The sequence below is a fragment of the Arthrobacter sp. Z5-13 genome (assembly GCF_056499105.1).
This window is the reverse complement of the sequence record NZ_CP096460.1, coordinates 2,170,791-2,188,203: the sequence shown is the minus strand read 5'-3', so window position 1 is coordinate 2,188,203 and position 17,413 is coordinate 2,170,791. Positions and strand designations below refer to the sequence as shown.

Below are 17,413 nucleotides of genomic sequence, written 5' to 3'. Positions count from 1 at the left end.
ATGGAACTCCTGATCGGACAGCTCTTTGCCGGGCTCAGCCTCGGCTCCGTGCTCCTGCTGGCGGCACTTGGCCTGTCATTAACCTTCGGACAGATGGGGGTCATTAACATGGCCCATGGCGAATTCATGATGGCTGGCGCCTACACGGCCTTCGTGGTGCAGCGGGCTATTTCCGACGCCGGTATTTCGCTCTTGGTATCCATTCCAGTGGGTTTCCTGGTGGGTGGGCTCATGGGATTGCTGGTGGAGTCCGTGCTCTTGCGGCGCATGTACCACCGGCCCCTGGACACCCTGCTCGTCACTTTTGGTGTGGCCCTGATCCTGCAACAAGTGGCCAGGGACGTGTTCGGCGCTCCAAGTGTGGACGTGCGGGCCCCAGCTTGGTTGCAAGGAAACGTCGAACTGCTCGGCTCCCCCATTCCCCTTGCCCGGCTTTTCATCCTGATTCTGTCCCTGCTTTGCCTGGCTGCTCTGGCTCTTCTTCTGAGAGGAACCCCATTGGGACGCCGCATCAGGGCCGTAGTCCTGAACCGTGATCTTGCAGAGACCAGTGGGATCTCCACCCGGCGCACAGACCAGCTCACGTTCTTCATCGGATCGGGTCTGGCAGGGATAGCCGGGGTAGCCGTCACCCTTATTGGCTCAACCAGCCCCTACCTTGGGACCAACTACATCGTGGACGCGTTCCTCGTGGTGGTCGCCGGAGGCGTGGGCCAGATCAAGGGCGCCGTAATCGCCGCTTTTTCGCTCGGCGTCCTGCAATCGGCCCTTGAGTTCAGCACCACCGCCAGCATCGGCAAGGTCCTGATACTGGTGTTGATCGTGGTGTTCCTGCAGCTGCGGCCCCAGGGAATCTTCAGCCTCAAGACAAGGAGCCTTGCATGAGGGCACTTATCAGCAGTCGGTGGGGCGTTGGGGCAGGATTTGTACTCGCCGGTGTGGTGCTCCTAGTTGTGGCACCCTCAGTGCTGTCCGTCTTCAGTCTCGGCCTGTTGGGCAAGTTCGTCTGCTTCGCGATCGTGGCTGTTGGAATCGGTCTCGCCTGGGGACGGGGTGGAATGCTGACCCTGGGCCAAGGCGTCTTTTTCGGCTTGGGAGCGTACATCATGGCGATGCACATGAAGCTGGCTGACGCTTCGCTGTTTGGCGGAACAGGCGTACCCGACTTCATGTCCCTCTACGGAAGCGGCGATGTACCCGGTTGGTGGGAGCCCTTCCGCAGCCCGGTGGTCACCCTGCTCGCAGTGGCACTGCTGCCAGGACTAGTGGCCCTGATCCTGGGCCTCGCTGTTTTCAAACGCCGTGTTAAAGGCGCCTACTTCGCAATTCTCAGCCAGGCTCTGGCCGCAGCATTCGCCGTTCTCCTGATTGGTCAGCAAGCAACCACGGGAGGGTCTAACGGTCTGAGCGGATTCAGGTCATTTTTCGGCTTTGACCTCCAGGATCCAGCGAACAAGGTGATGCTCTATTCCATCGCCGTGATCGTGCTGTTGACGGTGATGGCTGCCGCGCGGCAACTGATGCACAGCCGGTTCGGTGAGCTTCTGGTGGCCGTCAGGGACCAGGAGGAACGTGTCAGGTTCCTTGGCTATGACCCCGCAACCATCAAGACAGTTGTCTATGTGCTGGCCGCCGTAATAGCCGGAATCGCCGGTGCGCTGTTCGTTCCGATAGTCGGCATTGTCTCGCCCGCGGATGTAGGTGTCGTCCCCTCCATCGCCTTCCTGATCGGCGTGGCAATCGGCGGCAGGGCAACTCTTCTGGGACCTGTTCTGGGAGCCGTGGGCGTGGCGGTAGCGCAGACCAACCTGGCCTCGTCCTTCCCGTCGTTCTGGGTGTATTTCCAGGGCCTGCTTTTTGTGCTGGTGATCGGCTTCCTGCCAGGCGGCCTGGCCTCTGTTCCCAGGGCAATAGGCAACCTGATCAATCAAAAGAGGGCGGGCGGCGGTACTGCCAGTGCTCCTGCCGCCAACAGTCGTCTTCACCCTCATGCCCATGACCGGGTCCAACCAAAGACCGTACCTATTCGGGAAGAGGTCCGCCGATGAAGTCCCCATTGTTGCTGCCCCGGGCCCAACCAAAGGCGGGAGGACCCCTGGCCGGACAGCCCCGGAAGCTGAAAATCAGGAATCTTTCCGTGGTCTTTGATGGTTTTATTGCAGTGGATGGGGTGAATCTCGACGTCTCGCAAGGTGACCTGCGCTTCCTGATAGGACCCAACGGAGCGGGGAAGACAACAGTCATCGATGCCATCACCGGACTGGTACGCGCCTCGGGATCGGTAAACCACACGGGAACGGAAATTCTGGGCCGGAAGGTTCATCGGATTGCCCGTCTCGGTGTGGGTCGTACCTTCCAGACAGCAAACGTCTTTGAGAACCTCTCGGTATTGCAGAACCTGGATATCGCCGCCGGCTCAGGCCGCGGAGCCTTGGAGCTTCTGCGTCGCCGCAGCAAGACCGAGCCTGCCATCGAAGAGGCGATGGACCTTGTAGGGCTGGGTCATCTGGCTGAAAAGCAAGCAGGCGTGCTCTCCCACGGACAAAAACAATGGCTGGAAATTGGAATGCTCCTGGTCCAAAATTCAGACCTGTTGTTGCTTGACGAGCCCATCGCCGGGATGAGCCAGGACGAGCGAAACGAGACCGGAGAGCTGCTCAGGAGAATAGGTGCCAGCCGTATCACCTTGGTCATTGAGCACGACATGGACTTCGTCCGGGAATTTGCCACCTCAGTAACAGTCCTCGCTGCCGGGAAGGTCCTCAGTGAGGGCAGTGTCGCCGAAGTCCAGGCAGATAGAAGAGTGCAGGAAGTCTATTTGGGCAGTGCCAGGGAGGGAGGCGAGTAATGCTTGAAATCATAGATCTGCAGGCGGGCTATGGGGGCACCCAAATCATCACCGATGTGAACATAAGCGTTCCGGCAGAAGCGGTGGTTTCCATCCTGGGTCACAACGGCGCCGGGAAAACCACGCTGCTTCGTTCCGTCGTCGGGCTCATCAAGCCGATGAAGGGCAAAATCATGCTGGATGGAGAGGACATATCCGTCTTAAGGCCACACCAACGTGTTTCGCGCGGTTTGGCCTATGTTCCCCAGGGCCAGCAGTCGTTCGGGCAGCTCACGGCACTGGAAAATCTGCAGCTCGTGGCTGACGGCCGCAAACATGGAAAACGGCTTGTGGAAGAGGCTCTGGACATGTTCCCGGTTCTTCGGCCCCTGCTCGAGCGGCGGGCGGGCTTGCTCTCAGGTGGCCAGAGGCAACAGCTGGCGATCGCACGGGCCTTGATCACCGAACCCAGGTTGCTCATTCTGGACGAACCGACCGAAGGTATCCAGCCTAATATTGTGGCCGAAATTGAGCAGACCATCATCAATCTGGCCCGCCGCAGCGGGATGCAGATCCTGCTTGTGGAACAGCATCTGGGCTTCGCATTGGAGGCGGCTGACAGATACTACGTGCTCGCCTCCGGAAGGGTCAGTTCCAGCGGCGAGGGAGGGACAGGCTCTGCTGAACGCGTGCGGGAGGCGATGCTGATCTGACAGGCAGAAGCCCATACCGACGGCGGACACCTGCGGGCAGGCGGGTTAGTCGTGCCACCAACCTTCCCAAGCACTGGAAGTCAGCTGGCCGCTCGGAAAGTCTGTGGCATGCTCCGCGCCGCCGGAGTGGGCGTCGTCGTCTTTGCCGCGGTAATCGAGGAAGAGAGTAAGGCTGCTCGCAAACAACATCAGTAGTTCCTTTCGTGTTTGGCTGGGACCTCTTTGTCCAACTAGGAATCAGCGTAGCTCCGTAATGTTTCCTGGCCTCGACGCAACGTTTCGTGTTTGTATCATTGTCCTCACCGGGACTTTTCCCGGTGGTTTAGCCTCCAGGTATACGGGCAACAGGCTGGGTTGCCCGGTTAGAGTCCCGCTGATCTTGTGCTGCTGCAGGAGCAGAAGCAAGGATTGGTTATGGACCTGCGGTTGAGGGCGAGGACACTGCTACAGCGGGAAGATCTGGCGTTGGTCGACCTCTGGATCCAGTACTGGACCCATGGCGGAGATTGTGATCCTTTTGAATTCGACGCCTTTATCCACAATCTGTTGCCCGTTTCGTGGTTCGACCTGCGCGCTCTTGCGTGGGCGATTGATGACCTTGCCTACGAGACCAGCAGCTAGTAACACCGGGCACAAAAGCTATGGACAGGACCCCTCGTCCTCAGTAAATTCGAAGAAGGACCCCAGCATGGCAGTCATGCCGGGGAACACCCTTCCGGCTCCGGTGTGCGGCCGGGAAGCGGCAGCCGCTGAAGCCGAACGGCGGCACAGTATGCACGCCCGAAAAGAGCCGATGATGGCATGCACGCATAGTGAACAGTCCGGGGGGCAGTGACCTTGGCCAGTTACAAGTATGCAACCGGCGGGACCGCCGCGCCGACCGCGTCCCCGCAGGTAGTGCCCAAGCGCAAGGGCAGCGTCGTCGTCAACTGGATCACCTCCACCGACCACAAGACGATCGGCTTCATGTACCTGATCTCGTCTTTCGTCTTCTTCTTGCTGGCAGGGGTGATGGCCCTCCTGATCCGTGCCGAGCTGTTTGAACCTGGAATGCAGATCGTACAGACCAAGGAACAGTACAACCAGCTCTTCACCATGCACGGCACGGCTATGCTGCTTATGTTCGCAACGCCGCTGTTTGCCGGCTTCGCCAACGTCATCATGCCTCTGCAGATCGGCGCCCCGGACGTTGCCTTCCCTCGCCTGAATGCCTTGGCCTTCTGGTTTTTTCTGTTCGGCTCGACAATTGCTATGGCCGGCTTTATCACCCCGCAAGGTGCGGCGTCCTTTGGTTGGTTTGCCTACGCCCCACTGAACAACACCACTTTCACGCCAGGTGTCGGCGGAGACCTTTGGGTGTTCGGCCTGGCGCTCTCGGGCTTCGGCACCATCCTCGGAGCCGTTAACTTCATCACCACCATCATCTGCATGCGTGCTCCCGGCATGACTATGTGGCGTATGCCCATCTTCACCTGGAACACGCTGGTGACAGCCATCCTGGTAATTATGGCCTTCCCACCCTTGGCCGCTGCTCTCTTCGCGCTTGGTGCCGACCGGAAATTCGGGGCGCACATTTACGATCCGGAGAACGGCGGCGCTATTCTCTGGCAGCACCTGTTCTGGTTCTTTGGCCACCCCGAGGTCTACATCATCGCCTTGCCCTTCTTTGGCATCGTGACAGAGATCTTCCCGGTCTTCAGCCGCAAACCGATCTTCGGCTACAAGGGGCTGGTGTACGCGACCATTGCGATTGGTGCCCTGTCCGTAACGGTGTGGGCCCACCACATGTACGTCACGGGATCAGTGCTATTGCCGTTCTTTGCCTTTATGACCATGCTGATCGCCGTTCCTACAGGTGTGAAGTTCTTTAACTGGATCGGCACCCTGTGGGGTGGGTCCATCACTTTCGAGACGCCCATGCTGTGGAGCATCGGCTTCCTGGCAACGTTCCTCTTCGGTGGCCTTACGGGCATCATCCTGGCCTCGCCGCCGCTGGACTTCCACCTGTCCGACTCATACTTCGTGGTGGCGCACTTCCACTACGTCGTCTTCGGCACCGTTGTATTCGCCATGTTCGCTGGCTTCTACTTCTGGTGGCCCAAATGGACCGGCACCATGCTGAACGAACGCCTTGGCAAAATTCACTTCTGGATGCTGTTCCTGGGCTTCCACGGCACGTTCCTCATTCACCACTGGCTCGGTGTTGAGGGTATGCCCCGCCGCTACGCGGATTACATGCCGCAGGACAACTTCACATTGATGAACCAGTTCTCCACGTTCGGTTCATACCTTCTCGGAGCCTCCATGATCCCGTTCTTCTGGAACGTGTACATTACCTGGCGGGCCGGGGAAAAAGTGGGGGTCGATGATCCTTGGGGATTCGGCGGCTCCCTCGAGTGGGCGACATCCTGTCCGCCACCGCGGCACAACTTCACCTCATTGCCGCGGATCCGTTCGGAGCGCCCCGCACTGGACCTTCATCATCCGGAGATCCGCGTCCGGGAACACGAGCCTACGCATTCCCCTGCAGCGGACGTCCTGGGCGCGGCTGATATCGGGGAGAAGGACGTACGCACCCCAAATCCTGACGAGTAACTCGAGCTGAACCGGACGCTAGTCCAGGCCCGGCTCTACTCCAGGCCCATGGCGTTCCGCACTTCATTAAGAATCTGGTGCATGCTCGTCTCGGCTGTCCTCGCATCACCCGAGGCAACAGCGGCAGCAACCTCTTCGTGCGCCCGCAGAGCCTCAGGGCTGGGATGAAACGGCATCAGGCCTTGCCTTGTGCGGCTTGTCAGCACTTCCTCCACCATGCCGTCCAGCGCTGAAAACATCTCGTTGCCGCAACTGTTCAGCAGGAGACGATGAAAAGCTATGTCCGCGGCCAGGAACGACTCCTGATCCCCTGCTTCGCCGTACTGCCTAAGCTCCGCCGCCAATCCTGCCAGTCGGCTTCGTTCCGCTGAGCTTGCGCGGCGGGCAGCCCCGGCAGCCGCGATGGGTTCGACGGCGATTCTCAACTCGGTCAGGCTGCTGTACTGCTCAGCCCTACGCTCGGAGGCCAGCCGCCACCGCACCAGTTTCGGATCAAACACATTCCAATGCGTCGGCTCCTGAACGACTATGCCTACCCGACGGCGGGAGTAGACAACGTTCATTGACTCGAGGACCTGCATGATGTCGCGCGCCAGGGTCCGCGAGATGCCGTAGTCCTGCTGGATCTCATCCAGGGTCAGGCGCCGGCCCGGGGCGAGCTTGCCAGAAGCTATGGCCTCCCCCAGCGAATCCAGGACTTTTTGGTGCAATGCGGGACCAGCCGTAGTGGCCATTCCCCCGCTCCCCTGTATCGCCGTCGACATCGCAGTCCTCTCTTTTGTACTGGATCTGTCTGACAGATACAGCCCTCCCAGAATACCCGACTCGCGGGCATAAGGTATGACCTGTGTTACAAAAGATACTACCTGTTGCCTCGAATGGTGCTATCTTATTTCGAAGGCAGTCTTGGGCTGCGAGCTTCTACACAAGCCAGCGTCGTCTTCTACGGAGATCAAAACAATGAAGTGTCCTCCTACCCACCTTGTGGTGATGGGCGTTGCCGGTGCCGGCAAGTCCACTATCGCGGAAGCTCTTGCTGTAGCCCTTGGCTGGGCCAGGGCAGAAGCGGACGAATTCCACCCGCCGTCGAACATCAACAAAATGAGTCAAGGCATCCCGCTGGATGACGACGACCGCTGGCCGTGGCTTGTTCGAATCAGGGACTGGATGACGGCCAAGGCCGAAGGCGGCAGCAGCACAGTATTGACCTGCTCTGCGCTGAAGCAAAGCTACCGCCGGCTTCTGTCCGAAGCGCACGGCCGTGTTGCCTTCATCCACCTCGATGGCGATCCATCCCTTCTGGCGGAACGCATGCGCGGACGGGAAGGCCACTTCATGCCCACCACCCTGCTCCCCAGCCAGCTGGCAGCACTTGAGCCGCTGGACACCTCGGAGCTGGCAGTGGGCAGCATGCGGTTGGATATCGCGCAACCCCCGGCGCAGCTCGTTGAAGCCGTAATAGCCGCTCTCCGCCTGCACAGTGCCAAAGCAAGCACATCCACCCCCGCAACCAGATCCCATGCCCAGACCTGTTTCAAAGGAGAATCATGACCATCGAAGGATGGACCCAAACACTCGGCGCGGTTCCGCTGCTGTTGATAGCGGCCGCGGCTGTCGCCGTCCTGCTGTTCCTCATCATCAGGCTTCGGATGCACGCGCTCATCGCGCTCATTGTGGTGAGCCTCGCAACCGCCTTTGCCACAGGCATTCCCACGAACCAGGTGGTTCCTGTACTGATTAACGGCTTCGGCACCACGCTGGGAACGGTTGCGCTGCTCGTCGGCCTTGGCGCCATGCTTGGACGCATAGTCGAGACCAGTGGAGGCGCCAAGGTCCTGGCCGATTATCTCATCGGGGTCTTTGGCGAAAAGCGGGCGCCATTCGCGTTGGGCCTGGCGTCGCTGATCTTCGGCTTCCCCATCTTCTTCGATGCGGGGTTGGTGGTGATGTTGCCGGTGGTCTTCGCGGTGGCGCATCGTCTTGGCGGAGGTGTCCTGCGTTATGGCCTGCCGGCCGCAGGAGCGTTCTCCGTGATGCACATCTTCCTGCCGCCGCACCCCGGCCCGGTCTCCGCCTCCGCCTTCTTCGAAGCCAATGTTGGCTTGGTAATGATCGCCGGCCTCATCGCAGCGATCCCCACCTGGTATGTGACGGCGTACCTATACGGCCTCTGGACTGGCAAGCGCCTGGTACTCCCCGTGCCGGAACTGCTGGGACATGCTTCCGCGGCCGCCGAAGCGAATCCGCCCCGGTTCCGGACCATCATCGGCTTGCTGCTGCTCCCGCTCCTGTTGATCTTCGTCAACACCGGGCTCAGCACCCTGGCGTCCTCCGGGGTCTTCGATGAGTCCGTCAAGAATGAATACTGGTTCCAGCTTCTCCGCACCTTGGGAGAAACTCCGGTGGCCTTGCTGATCGCGGTGCTGGTGGCACTCTTCGTCCTCGGGGCCAGGCGCGGAACCCATAACAGCGATCTTGAAAAGCTGCTCGAATCCTCTCTGGGCCCGGTCTGTTCGGTGATCCTCATCACGGGCGCCGGCGGCATGTTCGGCGGTGTACTCCGGGCGTCAGGGATTGGCTCGGCCCTCGCCGGCGTGCTCGGAAACATTGGAATTCCGCTCATTGTGGCAGGATTCCTGATTTCTGCCATCCTCCGTATTGCCCAAGGGTCAGCCACCGTGGCCTTGACTACTACTGCAGGCCTGATCGCCCCGGCGGTTGCTGGGGCAGGGTTGAACGGCATGCAGGTGGCAGCGCTCGTCATCGCTGTCGCCGCCGGCTCGGTGGTGGTCTCCCACGTCAACGATTCAGGCTTCTGGCTTGTGGGGCGATTCTTTGGAATGGACGTGAAGACAACGCTGCTTACGTGGACCGTAATGGAAACCCTGATCGGCGTCATGGGATTCGCAATCGCCTCCGCCATCTTTGTTCTGGCCGGGCTGGCGGGCTAATTCAGGGCTGGCGGGCTAATTTCTGGCTGGGCGGGTCAGTTTAAGTCCCTTCATAGGCTTTCTCCAACGCCGCAATGTCGAGCTTCTGCATCCCGAGCATGGCCTGCATCGCGCGTTGGGCTCCCTCAGGATCCGGTCCGCCCAGCAACTCGCCCAGCCTGTCAGGAATGATCTGCCAAGACACTCCGAACCGGTCTTTCAGCCAGCCGCACCGGCTTTCTTCGCCGCCGTCGGAAAGGCTGTCCCAGTAGCGGTCCACTTCTGACTGATTGGCACAAGGCACCATGAAGGAGATGGCTTCATTGAAAGTGAAGCCGGGGGCACCATTCAGGGCTGTGAACTCGCGATTGCCCAACTGGAACTGAACGGTCATGGCCTCCCCTGGCGTCCCGTGCCCCGCGTCTCCGTACCTGGCGACTTCCATAATCCTGGAATCTTCGAATATTGAGGTGTAGAAGTCCGCCGCTTCCTCGGCCCTTCCGTCAAACCACAGGCAGGTCGTGATCTTTTTCATGAGTGCAAATCTCCCATCACTGCAGGCCTCGGCCCATCTTTGAGAGGGCAACGGAAGAACCGGCATCCCCTGTGCATGTGACCAGAGCCTAGTCCTGCGGCAGTTGGCTGACCAGCCCTAACGTGTTGCCTTCACTGTCCTTGATGAAGGCCATCCATTCCTGGGTTCCTGCCGGCCCCAGTTGTCCGTCGGCGTGGTTGAAAATAACCCGCGGTTCGCTGACGACTTCCACTCCCCTGCCCCGTAGCCGTTCAATCTCAACCCGGATGTCCTCCAGGGCGAGATAGATAAGCGACGACGGTGCGCCCCGGTCCAGCAGAAGGCGGACGCCTTGCAGGTCGAAGAATAGAAGACCCGGAGGGTCAAAAAGCCCGGTTGGCCGGGTGCCCAGCAGTTCCGAATAGAATTCGGCGGCGCGATTCAGGTCAGTGGCCCTTTGCGCGACTTGCAGCAGGATCACTTCTTCCTCCAAGGCGTGGTTGTGGCGGATTCATGCCTAGTGTTGATCTTATGACTTCTCCTCACCGGGCCCCTGTGCAAACTACAACTGCCAAGACCACTGCCTCAACTGTCATCTGGGCCGCCGCCGCGGATGCCGTGCTGATTCTGGTCTTCGCAGCCCTGGGCCGGGAAGCCCACCAACGTGGCGATATCATCACCGGAGTCCTGCTCACAGCGTGGCCCTTCCTTGCCGGTGCAGCAGCAATGTGGCTGATGATGCTCGCATGGAAGGCGCCCTTTTCGCCATGGCCGGCCGGAGTGGGAGTATGGCTCGGCACCGTAGCCATCGGGATGCTGCTGCGGGCGCTGACCAATCAGACGGTGGTGGTGACCTTCATCATTGTTGCCTTGGTGACCCTCGGGGTCTTCCTCCTGGGACACCGCATTGCAGTGACGGCCTTCATACGCCTTCGCGCCCGTCAGAGGCAGATGCACTAGGCTGGGCAACACAGATTCAAGGGCCTGCCGGAACGGCAATGGCGCAACCGATCCGGAAGGGTTCGCAGTGATCACCGCTTTTGTCCTGATCAAAACAGACGCCTCACGCATCCCGGAAACGGCGGAGGAAATCTCCGCGATCCCAGGCATCAGCGAGGTTTATTCGGTTACCGGCGAGTGGGACCTCATCGCGGTTGCCCGCGTTTCACGCCACGAGGAACTTGCAGATGTCATTGCGGACAAGCTTTCCAAGGTTCCGGCGGTTGTCCATACGACAACCCACATAGCTTTCCGCGCCTACTCACAGCACGACCTCGACGCCGCCTTTGCGCTGGGTTTCGAGCAGTAGCACTTAGCCCTGGCTGAGGGCCACCCAGCGATCCAGCACCCCGGCGGCAGCACCGGAGTCCACAGCGTCCTCTGCTTTAACCAGTGCTGCAGCCATCCTCTGCATCAAGGGCCCCTCTGCAGCAAGGTCAAATGCCACCAGACCGGCCGCGGCGTTCAGCAGAACGGCGTCCCGTGCCGGTCCTTTACTGCCTGACAGAACCTGACGCACGACGGCGGCATTCGCTTGGGCGTCTCCGCCACGAAGTTCCTCCATGGTGGCCGGACGGATACCGAGTTCACCGGGATCAAAAGTTTCCTGTGCCACGTGGCCGTTTCGGATCTCCCAGACAGTTGAAGGCCCGGTGGTGCTCAGCTCGTCCAGGCCGTCGTCGCCACGAAATACCAGCCCGCGGCTGCCCCGGCGCGCCAGCACACCAGCTACCAGTGGCGCCATCCTTGCGTGGGCGACGCCCACGGCGGACGCCTGTACCTTGGCGGGGTTGGTCAGCGGACCAAGGAAGTTAAAGGCCGTGGGTATGGCAAGTTCCCGGCGGGGAACAGCGGTGTGGCGGAACGAGGGATGAAACACCTGGGCGAAGCAGAAGGTGATTCCAGCCTCTTCTGCATTCCTGGCCACTCGGTCGATGGCCAGGTCCAAACGCACTCCGAGGGCTTCGAGCACATCGGCGGACCCGGAGGAGGACGAAGCAGCGCGGTTGCCGTGTTTAACCACTCTGGCCCCGGCACCGGCCGCCACAAGGGCAGCCATGGTGGAGATGTTGATGGTGTTCAGCTGGTCTCCGCCCGTGCCCACGATGTCCAGCTTCTCCCCCGAGATGCTGATGGGGTTCGCGTGGGCAACCATCGCCTTCACCAGGCCGGTCAGTTCATCGACGGTTTCGCCTTTGGCCCGGAGTGCAACGAGAAAACCGGCGATCTGTGCAGGGGTCGCCTCCCCGGACATGATGTTGCCCATGGCCCACTCGGTATCTTCTGCCGTGAGGTCCGTGCGATGAATCAGTGCCGATATGAGCCGCGGCCAAGTCTTGGCGGGCGGCTGCGCAGATACCTGTGAAGTCACCTCCTGATGCTATCTAGGCGAATGCCGCCAGACCAATGTGAACGCAGCCGGGAACTTTTTCGCGCGAATTCGCGTCTTTGTAGAAAAAGTCCTCTGAAAACCCGGTTTGCGTTGGGCAGGACGAACTTTTGCAGACATAATGTCTATGTGACTGCTGCGACCCATGCCCCCAGTACCCCGGCGCACCCGACGCTCAACCGCCCGAATATGGTTTCCGTAGGAACCGTGGTCTGGCTGTCCAGTGAGCTGATGTTCTTTGCCGGCCTCTTTGCCATGTACTTCACCTTGCGTTCCACTTCCGGAGGGATGTGGGCCGAGGAGACTGCCAAGCTGAACTTCCCGTTTGCACTGGTGAACACCATCGTCCTTGTGGCGAGCTCGTTTACCTGCCAGATGGGCGTTTTCGCTGCTGAGCGTCTGCAACCGCGCCGAAGCGGTGGAGCTTTGCAGTTCACCCGCTGGGGAATGAATGAGTGGTTCACTCTGACGTTCCTTATGGGTGCGTTCTTCGTTGCCGGGCAGGCTACTGAATACGCGATGTTGGTCTCTGAGCATGTATCGCTCTCCTCCAACGCATACGGTTCAGCCTTCTATATGACCACCGGCTTCCACGGCTTGCACGTCATTGGCGGACTCATTGCCTTCCTCTTCATCATGGGACGTTCCTTTGCCGCGAAGAAGTTCGGGCACTTCGAGGCAACGTCCGCAATTGTCACCTCGTACTACTGGCACTTCGTCGACGTCGTGTGGATTGGCCTGTTTATGGTCATCTACGTGCTGAAGTAGCCCGACTTGACTCTTTTTCTACAAGAGGCAGAATTTCAAGAAGCGGCTCCCGGAGCCGGCGCACCATCGAATAAAGGAACCACCACGTGAAGGCACTCTCGCAGAAGCGACGTCACCCACTGGCCGCAATAGCCTTGCTGTTGATGGGCCTCCTGGTCACGGGTGGGCTGTACGCCGTTGCCACCACCATGAACCAGGCCAAGGCTTCCACCACGAACTTCACCGAGCAGGACACAGAAGAAGGCGGAAAACTTTTTGCCGCTAACTGTGCAACCTGCCATGGCATGGGTGCAAGTGGAACGCAGGACGGCCCCTCCCTGGTGGGTGTCGGCGCTGCTTCGGTCGACTTCCAGGTAGGCACCGGCCGTATGCCGATGCAGATGAACGGTCCGCAGGCACAGGAAAAGCCGGTTCAGTTCAATGAGGAACAGACCCGCCAGCTGGCCGCCTACGTTGCCAGCCTCGGCCCCGGCCCGTCGATTCCCGAAGCCGGGCTTTTGGACGAGAAGGGCAATGCAGCCGAAGGCGGAGAGCTGTTCCGCGTCAACTGCGCCATGTGCCACAACGCTGCTGCCGCCGGTGGTGCTCTGACCAGAGGCAAGTACGCACCGCCTCTTGCCGGAGTTTCCGGTCAGCACATCTACGAGGCCATGGTCACTGGTCCACAGAACATGCCTGTGTTCAACGACGCGAATATCTCCCCTGAGGGCAAGCGCGACATCATCACCTACCTGAAGCAGATCGAAAACAACGGCTCCCCGGGTGGAGCAGATCTCGGGGCTTTGGGCCCGGTTGCTGAAGGTCTGTTTGTTTGGATCGCCGGCCTTGGCGTCATCATTGCTTTCACCATCTGGCTAACCTCCCGGACGTCATAGCTGCCGCTCCGGACCATGTAAGAATTTCCGCCGATCAGGCGGATAGGAATTGAAAACTAACTCGGCACCGACCGAGACGAGAGAAGGATGAGGCGAATCATGGGCAACCATAGTGACGGCAGTCCGAACCACTCGGGCACCGTAGCTACGGCTGGTCAGAATGAGGTGGAGAAGTTCCAGGATCCTGGGCTTCCTCCGCATCGTTTGCGCCTGGCTGACACGGACCCGCGGGCCGCGAAACGAGCAGAACGGCAGGTAGCCTTTCTGTTTGGCCTTTCGGTCGTTGGCACCTTTATCTTCCTGGTGGCGTATTTTGTCATCGACTTGGGGGAAGGCTCCGGCGCCACCATCGCGGACATCCGGCTGCAGAACGCCCTGCTGGGACTGGGTACGGCTTTTGCCATGCTCGGCATCGGCACCGGCATTGTCCACTGGGCCAAGGCCCTTATGCCGGACCACGAAGTATCGGAAGAGCGCCATGCTATCCGGTATGAGGAGGACCGCCAGGCCGCTGTCCGTATCGTCGATGACATTGTCGAGGAAACGGGAATCAAGCGCCGGCCGCTGATCCGCAACACCCTCCTTGGCGCCGTCGCATTGGCACCGCTGCCCGCGATCGCCATCTTTGGTGACCTCGGCCCCCGTCCTGACAAGGCCTTGGCCCACACCATGTGGGCACCCGAGGACGGCAAGCTCAAGCGCCTCACCCGCGACCCCGACGGAACCCCGATCAAAGCATCGGATGTCACCATCGGTTCCGCCTTCCACGTCATCCCCGAAGGCCTCAACGAACTCCACGAAGGCAAGCTGAACGAAAAGGCCAAAGCCGTCGTTCTGCTGATGCGCCTGGATCCTGAGTCCCTCAATCCCTCACCGGGACGCGAAGACTGGGGTTACAACGGAATCGTTGCCTACTCCAAGATCTGCACCCACGTCGGGTGCCCTGTTGCCCTCTACGAGCAGCAGACGCACCATCTGCTGTGCCCGTGCCACCAGTCGACCTTTGACCTGACGAAGGAATGCAAGGTTATCTTTGGCCCGGCCAGCCGTCCTCTCCCCCAGCTGCCCATTGCAGTTGACGACGAGGGCTACCTCGTCGCTACGAGCGACTTCAACGAACCTGTAGGACCGAGTTACTGGGAGCGTGATGAGCATGAGCGCAGCATCAAGAGCTGAAGCCCCCGCCTACGTCGCTAAAACTAAAGCTGGCCGAATCACGGACTTTGTAGACGAGCGCGTTGGCGGCTCGGGCATCCTCCGGGAATTTGGCCGCAAGGTATTTCCGGACCACTGGTCCTTTATGTTCGGCGAAGTCGCCTTGTACTCCTTCGTCATCCTCCTTTTGTCGGGCACGTTCCTCACGTTCTTCTTCGACCCCTCCATGGCCGAGACCCATTACGATGGCTCCTTCACCGGCCTGCAGAACGTTGAAATGTCAGTAGCGTACAGCTCGTCACTGGACATCTCCTTTGACGTCCGTGGCGGTTTGTTCATGCGTCAGGTACACCACTGGGCGGCCCTGCTGTTCGTGGCCTCGATTGCTGTTCACATGTTGCGTGTGTTCTTCACCGGCGCATTCCGCAAACCCCGCGAACTCAACTGGGTTGTCGGCAGTGTCCTGCTGATCCTCGCCATGGCTGCGGGCTTCACCGGTTACTCACTCCCCGATGACCTCCTTTCCGGCAACGGCCTGCGCATCATCGACGGCGTCATCAAGTCCATTCCGGTCATCGGAACCTATATCTCGTTCTTCCTCTTCGGCGGCGAGTTCCCGGGCACGGTCATCATCGGCCGGCTCTACATGCTGCACATTCTGTTGGTCCCGGCCTTGATCCTGCTCATGATTGTGCTGCACCTCTTTATGGTGGTTGTGCACAAGCACACGCAGTACCCCGGTCCCGGACGCAATGACGGCAACGTCGTCGGCTACCCCCTGGGTCCTGTGTATGCAGCGAAGGCCGGTGGATTCTTCTTCATCGTCTTCGGTGTTATCGCATTGATGGCAGCCTTCTTCACGATCAACCCGATCTGGAACTACGGCCCCTACGATCCCTCCCCCGTATCCGCAGGCACGCAGCCTGACTGGTACATCGGTTTCGTTGACGGCGCGCTCCGCCTGATGCCGGGCGTCATTGGTGACTTCCACTTCGAGTATGTGATCTTCGGGTATGTCCTGACACTCAATGTGCTCCTGCCGGCACTGGTTCCGGCGGGCATTCTCTTCACCGTGATGTTCATGTACCCGTGGATTGAACGGTGGATCACCAAGGACAACCGCGAACACCACGTTCTGGACCGTCCAAGGAATGCACCCACGCGTACCGCAATCGGCATGGCCGGCTTCACTTGGTACTGCGTAATGTGGGCGGCTGCTGGTTCTGACCTCATTGCGACACACTTCAATGTGTCCCTGAACGATGTCACCTACTGGCTGCGCGCCCTGTTCTTCATCGGCCCGGTGCTCGCCTTCATCGTCACCAAGCGTGTCGCACTCGCCCTGCAGCGCAAGGACCGCGAGATCGCACTCCACGGCCGCGAGACAGGACGTATCGTACGTCTGCCCCACGGTGAGTTTATCGAGGTGCACGCTCCGCTGGACGAGTACAAGCGTTACAAGCTGGTCGGTTTCGAATCGCCCGCACCGCTCCCGGCTGTTCCGAACGAGCACGGAATCGTGACCAAGAAAGAGAAGCGACGCGCCGCTCTTTCCAAGCTGTTCTTCGAGGACCGCGTTGCTCCGGCCACACCTGCAGAGCTCGAAGCAGCCCATGGCCACCATGGGCAGCACGAAGCTGTAGAAGCAGCAGACGAACAACGGAGTCTCACCCACTAGTAGCTGTCACAATCGCTACAACTGCTTTGAACCACGTAAGGCCCGGTCCATTGGACCGGGCCTTATGTATTACCTGGAACTGCCCTTTTCCTGGAACAGTTCTGCTATTGCTGCCGGTAACCTGACGCGTAGTTCCGGGTAGGCCGCACGCCTGGACGCTGCAGCGGCACCCAGAGCTTATAGCGGTCAGCACGGTAATAGGAGACTGAATAGTCCACCATCGCCCTTGCAACGAAGGCGTGGCGCTGGATCTTCAGCAGTGGTGAGCCCACTTCAACATTGAGGAGCCGTGCCGTTGAAGGAGTGGCTGCAGTGGCCTCGATCATGTCCTCGCCCCACTCCATAACGAGTCCGTACCGTTCGCTCAGGACGTTGTATAAGGATGTTGGTGGCTCTCCGTCCAGGAGGCCTGGGACCCGGTGGGCGGGGATAAAGTTCTCGTCCACGCTCATGGGCTCGTTATCAGCCAACAGAAGCCTGCGGAACCGGACCAGGAGTGTACCCTCCTCCAGTTGCAGCTCACGCGCCAAAAAGGCGTTGGCCGCAATCTGTTCAAAGCTCAGGACCTTGGCTGCAGGCACCATTCCACGGCGTTGCATCTCTTCGGTGTAGGACGTGAGCTTCACCTGGAGGTCGAGCTTGGGCCTGCGGACGAATGTACCGAGCCCCACGACGCGCTCAATGACCTCCTCCCCTACAAGAGCATCGATTGCCTGCCTTACAGTCATTCTTGCCAGCCCGAATCTCTCCGCCAAGTCTCTTTCCGAGGGCAGAGCTGATCCAGGCGGGCATGAGGAACCGATGTAGCCCCTGAGTAATTCCCGAAGCTGAACGTAGATGGGGGTGCTGCTCTTGCGGTCGATATCCCCAACGATGCGGGCCGCGTCAGAAGGCATCAGTGGGGCCCTTCCGATAGTTTTTCATGAGACAAGCCTAGGCCAAGACAAGCAAAGGTCTAGACCACCCGTC

The 17,413-nt window shown here is 59.9% G+C and carries 20 protein-coding genes; 14 read left to right on the top strand and 6 right to left on the bottom strand.

The features are described from left to right. From urtB to urtE, 4 genes are read left to right on the top strand one after another with little or no spacing between them, the layout of a single operon-like run. Positions 1 to 885, top strand: a complete 885-nt coding sequence (gene urtB / locus M1E02_RS10470; protein ID WP_479377958.1) for an urea ABC transporter permease subunit UrtB — start codon at positions 1 to 3, stop codon at positions 883 to 885. Beyond that, entirely contained in the window at positions 882 to 2,048 is a 1,167-nt protein-coding gene (urtC, locus tag M1E02_RS10465) for an urea ABC transporter permease subunit UrtC (RefSeq protein ID WP_479377957.1), read from the top strand. The genes urtB and urtC overlap by 4 nt, the downstream gene beginning before the upstream one ends. Further along, positions 2,045 to 2,848: an urea ABC transporter ATP-binding protein UrtD gene (urtD, locus tag M1E02_RS10460; RefSeq protein ID WP_479377956.1), complete on the top strand. Its 804-nt coding sequence runs from the start codon at positions 2,045 to 2,047 to the stop codon at positions 2,846 to 2,848. Before urtC ends, urtD begins: the two co-directional genes overlap by 4 nt. Beyond that, the gene (urtE, locus tag M1E02_RS10455) at positions 2,848 to 3,540 is read left to right on the top strand and encodes an urea ABC transporter ATP-binding subunit UrtE (protein ID WP_479377955.1); all 693 of its coding nucleotides are present in this window, start codon (positions 2,848 to 2,850) and stop codon (positions 3,538 to 3,540) included. Before urtD ends, urtE begins: the two co-directional genes overlap by 1 nt. A 45-nt stretch (positions 3,541 to 3,585) precedes the next feature. Here the strand turns inward: urtE and M1E02_RS10450 are convergent, their stop codons facing one another. Next, positions 3,586 to 3,729, bottom strand: coding sequence for a hypothetical protein (locus tag M1E02_RS10450; RefSeq protein WP_479377954.1), 144 nt, complete (start codon positions 3,727 to 3,729; stop codon positions 3,586 to 3,588). A gap of 225 nt (positions 3,730 to 3,954) precedes the next feature. Here M1E02_RS10450 and M1E02_RS10445 point away from each other — a divergent pair, with 225 nt between their 5' ends. Together M1E02_RS10445 and ctaD are read left to right on the top strand one after the other, a co-directional pair. Then, positions 3,955 to 4,161: a hypothetical protein gene (locus M1E02_RS10445; protein WP_479377953.1), complete on the top strand. Its 207-nt coding sequence runs from the start codon at positions 3,955 to 3,957 to the stop codon at positions 4,159 to 4,161. A gap of 216 nt (positions 4,162 to 4,377) precedes the next feature. Continuing rightward, entirely contained in the window at positions 4,378 to 6,135 is a 1,758-nt protein-coding gene (ctaD, locus tag M1E02_RS10440; protein WP_479378128.1) for an aa3-type cytochrome oxidase subunit I, read from the top strand. Between the two features lie 35 nt (positions 6,136 to 6,170). Here the strand turns inward: ctaD and M1E02_RS10435 are convergent, their stop codons facing one another. Continuing rightward, a complete protein-coding gene (locus M1E02_RS10435) occupies positions 6,171 to 6,869 on the bottom strand; it encodes a FadR/GntR family transcriptional regulator (protein ID WP_479377952.1) in 699 nt (232 codons plus the stop codon). 226 nt (positions 6,870 to 7,095) lie between these two features. Between M1E02_RS10435 and M1E02_RS10430 the strand changes: the two genes are divergently transcribed. Then, positions 7,096 to 7,686 (top strand): gluconokinase, encoded by a 591-nt coding sequence (locus M1E02_RS10430; protein ID WP_479377951.1) that lies wholly within the window; start codon positions 7,096 to 7,098, stop codon positions 7,684 to 7,686. Next, a complete protein-coding gene (locus M1E02_RS10425; protein WP_479377950.1) occupies positions 7,683 to 9,086 on the top strand; it encodes a GntP family permease in 1,404 nt (467 codons plus the stop codon). The genes M1E02_RS10430 and M1E02_RS10425 overlap by 4 nt, the downstream gene beginning before the upstream one ends. A 40-nt stretch (positions 9,087 to 9,126) precedes the next feature. On the opposite strand, the gene M1E02_RS10420 is transcribed toward M1E02_RS10425, so the two are convergent. Continuing rightward, on the bottom strand, positions 9,127 to 9,600 hold the full coding sequence (locus tag M1E02_RS10420) for a VOC family protein (protein WP_479377949.1): 474 nt from the start codon (positions 9,598 to 9,600) through the stop codon (positions 9,127 to 9,129). Positions 9,601 to 9,688: 88 nt separating this feature from the next. Further along, positions 9,689 to 10,060, bottom strand: a complete 372-nt coding sequence (locus M1E02_RS10415) for a VOC family protein (RefSeq protein WP_479377948.1) — start codon at positions 10,058 to 10,060, stop codon at positions 9,689 to 9,691. Positions 10,061 to 10,110: 50 nt separating this feature from the next. Here M1E02_RS10415 and M1E02_RS10410 point away from each other — a divergent pair, with 50 nt between their 5' ends. After that, positions 10,111 to 10,539, top strand: coding sequence for a DUF3054 domain-containing protein (locus M1E02_RS10410; RefSeq protein WP_479377947.1), 429 nt, complete (start codon positions 10,111 to 10,113; stop codon positions 10,537 to 10,539). 67 nt (positions 10,540 to 10,606) lie between these two features. Further along, positions 10,607 to 10,888 (top strand): Lrp/AsnC family transcriptional regulator, encoded by a 282-nt coding sequence (locus M1E02_RS10405; protein ID WP_479377946.1) that lies wholly within the window; start codon positions 10,607 to 10,609, stop codon positions 10,886 to 10,888. A 3-nt stretch (positions 10,889 to 10,891) separates the two neighbouring features. On the opposite strand, the gene trpD is transcribed toward M1E02_RS10405, so the two are convergent. Continuing rightward, positions 10,892 to 11,950: an anthranilate phosphoribosyltransferase gene (trpD, locus tag M1E02_RS10400; protein ID WP_479377945.1), complete on the bottom strand. Its 1,059-nt coding sequence runs from the start codon at positions 11,948 to 11,950 to the stop codon at positions 10,892 to 10,894. Between the two features lie 147 nt (positions 11,951 to 12,097). On the opposite strand from trpD, the gene ctaE reads away from it, so the two are divergent. The 4 genes from ctaE (at position 12,098) to qcrB (ending at position 16,444) form a co-directional block, all read left to right on the top strand. Next, positions 12,098 to 12,736, top strand: coding sequence for an aa3-type cytochrome oxidase subunit III (gene ctaE / locus M1E02_RS10395; protein ID WP_247040469.1), 639 nt, complete (start codon positions 12,098 to 12,100; stop codon positions 12,734 to 12,736). Between the two features lie 86 nt (positions 12,737 to 12,822). Further along, positions 12,823 to 13,611 carry a cytochrome bc1 complex diheme cytochrome c subunit gene (qcrC, locus tag M1E02_RS10390; RefSeq protein ID WP_479377944.1) on the top strand — a complete coding sequence of 263 codons (789 nt, stop codon included), beginning with the start codon at positions 12,823 to 12,825 and terminating at the stop codon, positions 13,609 to 13,611. A 99-nt stretch (positions 13,612 to 13,710) separates the two neighbouring features. Next, on the top strand, positions 13,711 to 14,787 hold the full coding sequence (qcrA, locus tag M1E02_RS10385; protein WP_479377943.1) for a cytochrome bc1 complex Rieske iron-sulfur subunit: 1,077 nt from the start codon (positions 13,711 to 13,713) through the stop codon (positions 14,785 to 14,787). Next, entirely contained in the window at positions 14,765 to 16,444 is a 1,680-nt protein-coding gene (qcrB, locus tag M1E02_RS10380; protein WP_479377942.1) for a cytochrome bc1 complex cytochrome b subunit, read from the top strand. Before qcrA ends, qcrB begins: the two co-directional genes overlap by 23 nt. 104 nt (positions 16,445 to 16,548) lie before the next feature. Here the strand turns inward: qcrB and M1E02_RS10375 are convergent, their stop codons facing one another. Further along, positions 16,549 to 17,340: a GntR family transcriptional regulator gene (locus M1E02_RS10375; RefSeq protein ID WP_479377941.1), complete on the bottom strand. Its 792-nt coding sequence runs from the start codon at positions 17,338 to 17,340 to the stop codon at positions 16,549 to 16,551. Positions 17,341 to 17,413: the final 73 nt, after the last annotated feature.

Bases quoted from the DNA above. Each gene is read 5' to 3' on its own strand.
- M1E02_RS10445 (WP_479377953.1), top strand. From the start codon at position 3,955: ATGGACCTGCGGTTGAGGGCGAGGACACTGCTACAGCGGGAAGATCTG.
- urtB (WP_479377958.1), top strand. From the start codon at position 1: ATGGAACTCCTGATCGGACAGCTCTTTGCCGGGCTCAGCCTCGGCTCC.
- urtE (WP_479377955.1), top strand. From the start codon at position 2,848: ATGCTTGAAATCATAGATCTGCAGGCGGGCTATGGGGGCACCCAAATC.
- M1E02_RS10420 (WP_479377949.1), bottom strand. From the start codon at position 9,600: ATGAAAAAGATCACGACCTGCCTGTGGTTTGACGGAAGGGCCGAGGAA.
- qcrB (WP_479377942.1), top strand. From the start codon at position 14,765: ATGAGCGCAGCATCAAGAGCTGAAGCCCCCGCCTACGTCGCTAAAACT.
- urtD (WP_479377956.1), top strand. From the start codon at position 2,045: ATGAAGTCCCCATTGTTGCTGCCCCGGGCCCAACCAAAGGCGGGAGGA.
- M1E02_RS10430 (WP_479377951.1), top strand. From the start codon at position 7,096: ATGAAGTGTCCTCCTACCCACCTTGTGGTGATGGGCGTTGCCGGTGCC.
- urtC (WP_479377957.1), top strand. From the start codon at position 882: ATGAGGGCACTTATCAGCAGTCGGTGGGGCGTTGGGGCAGGATTTGTA.
- qcrA (WP_479377943.1), top strand. From the start codon at position 13,711: ATGGGCAACCATAGTGACGGCAGTCCGAACCACTCGGGCACCGTAGCT.
- M1E02_RS10375 (WP_479377941.1), bottom strand. From the start codon at position 17,340: ATGCCTTCTGACGCGGCCCGCATCGTTGGGGATATCGACCGCAAGAGC.
- M1E02_RS10410 (WP_479377947.1), top strand. From the start codon at position 10,111: ATGACTTCTCCTCACCGGGCCCCTGTGCAAACTACAACTGCCAAGACC.
- M1E02_RS10450 (WP_479377954.1), bottom strand. From the start codon at position 3,729: ATGTTGTTTGCGAGCAGCCTTACTCTCTTCCTCGATTACCGCGGCAAA.
- M1E02_RS10435 (WP_479377952.1), bottom strand. From the start codon at position 6,869: ATGGCCACTACGGCTGGTCCCGCATTGCACCAAAAAGTCCTGGATTCG.
- M1E02_RS10425 (WP_479377950.1), top strand. From the start codon at position 7,683: ATGACCATCGAAGGATGGACCCAAACACTCGGCGCGGTTCCGCTGCTG.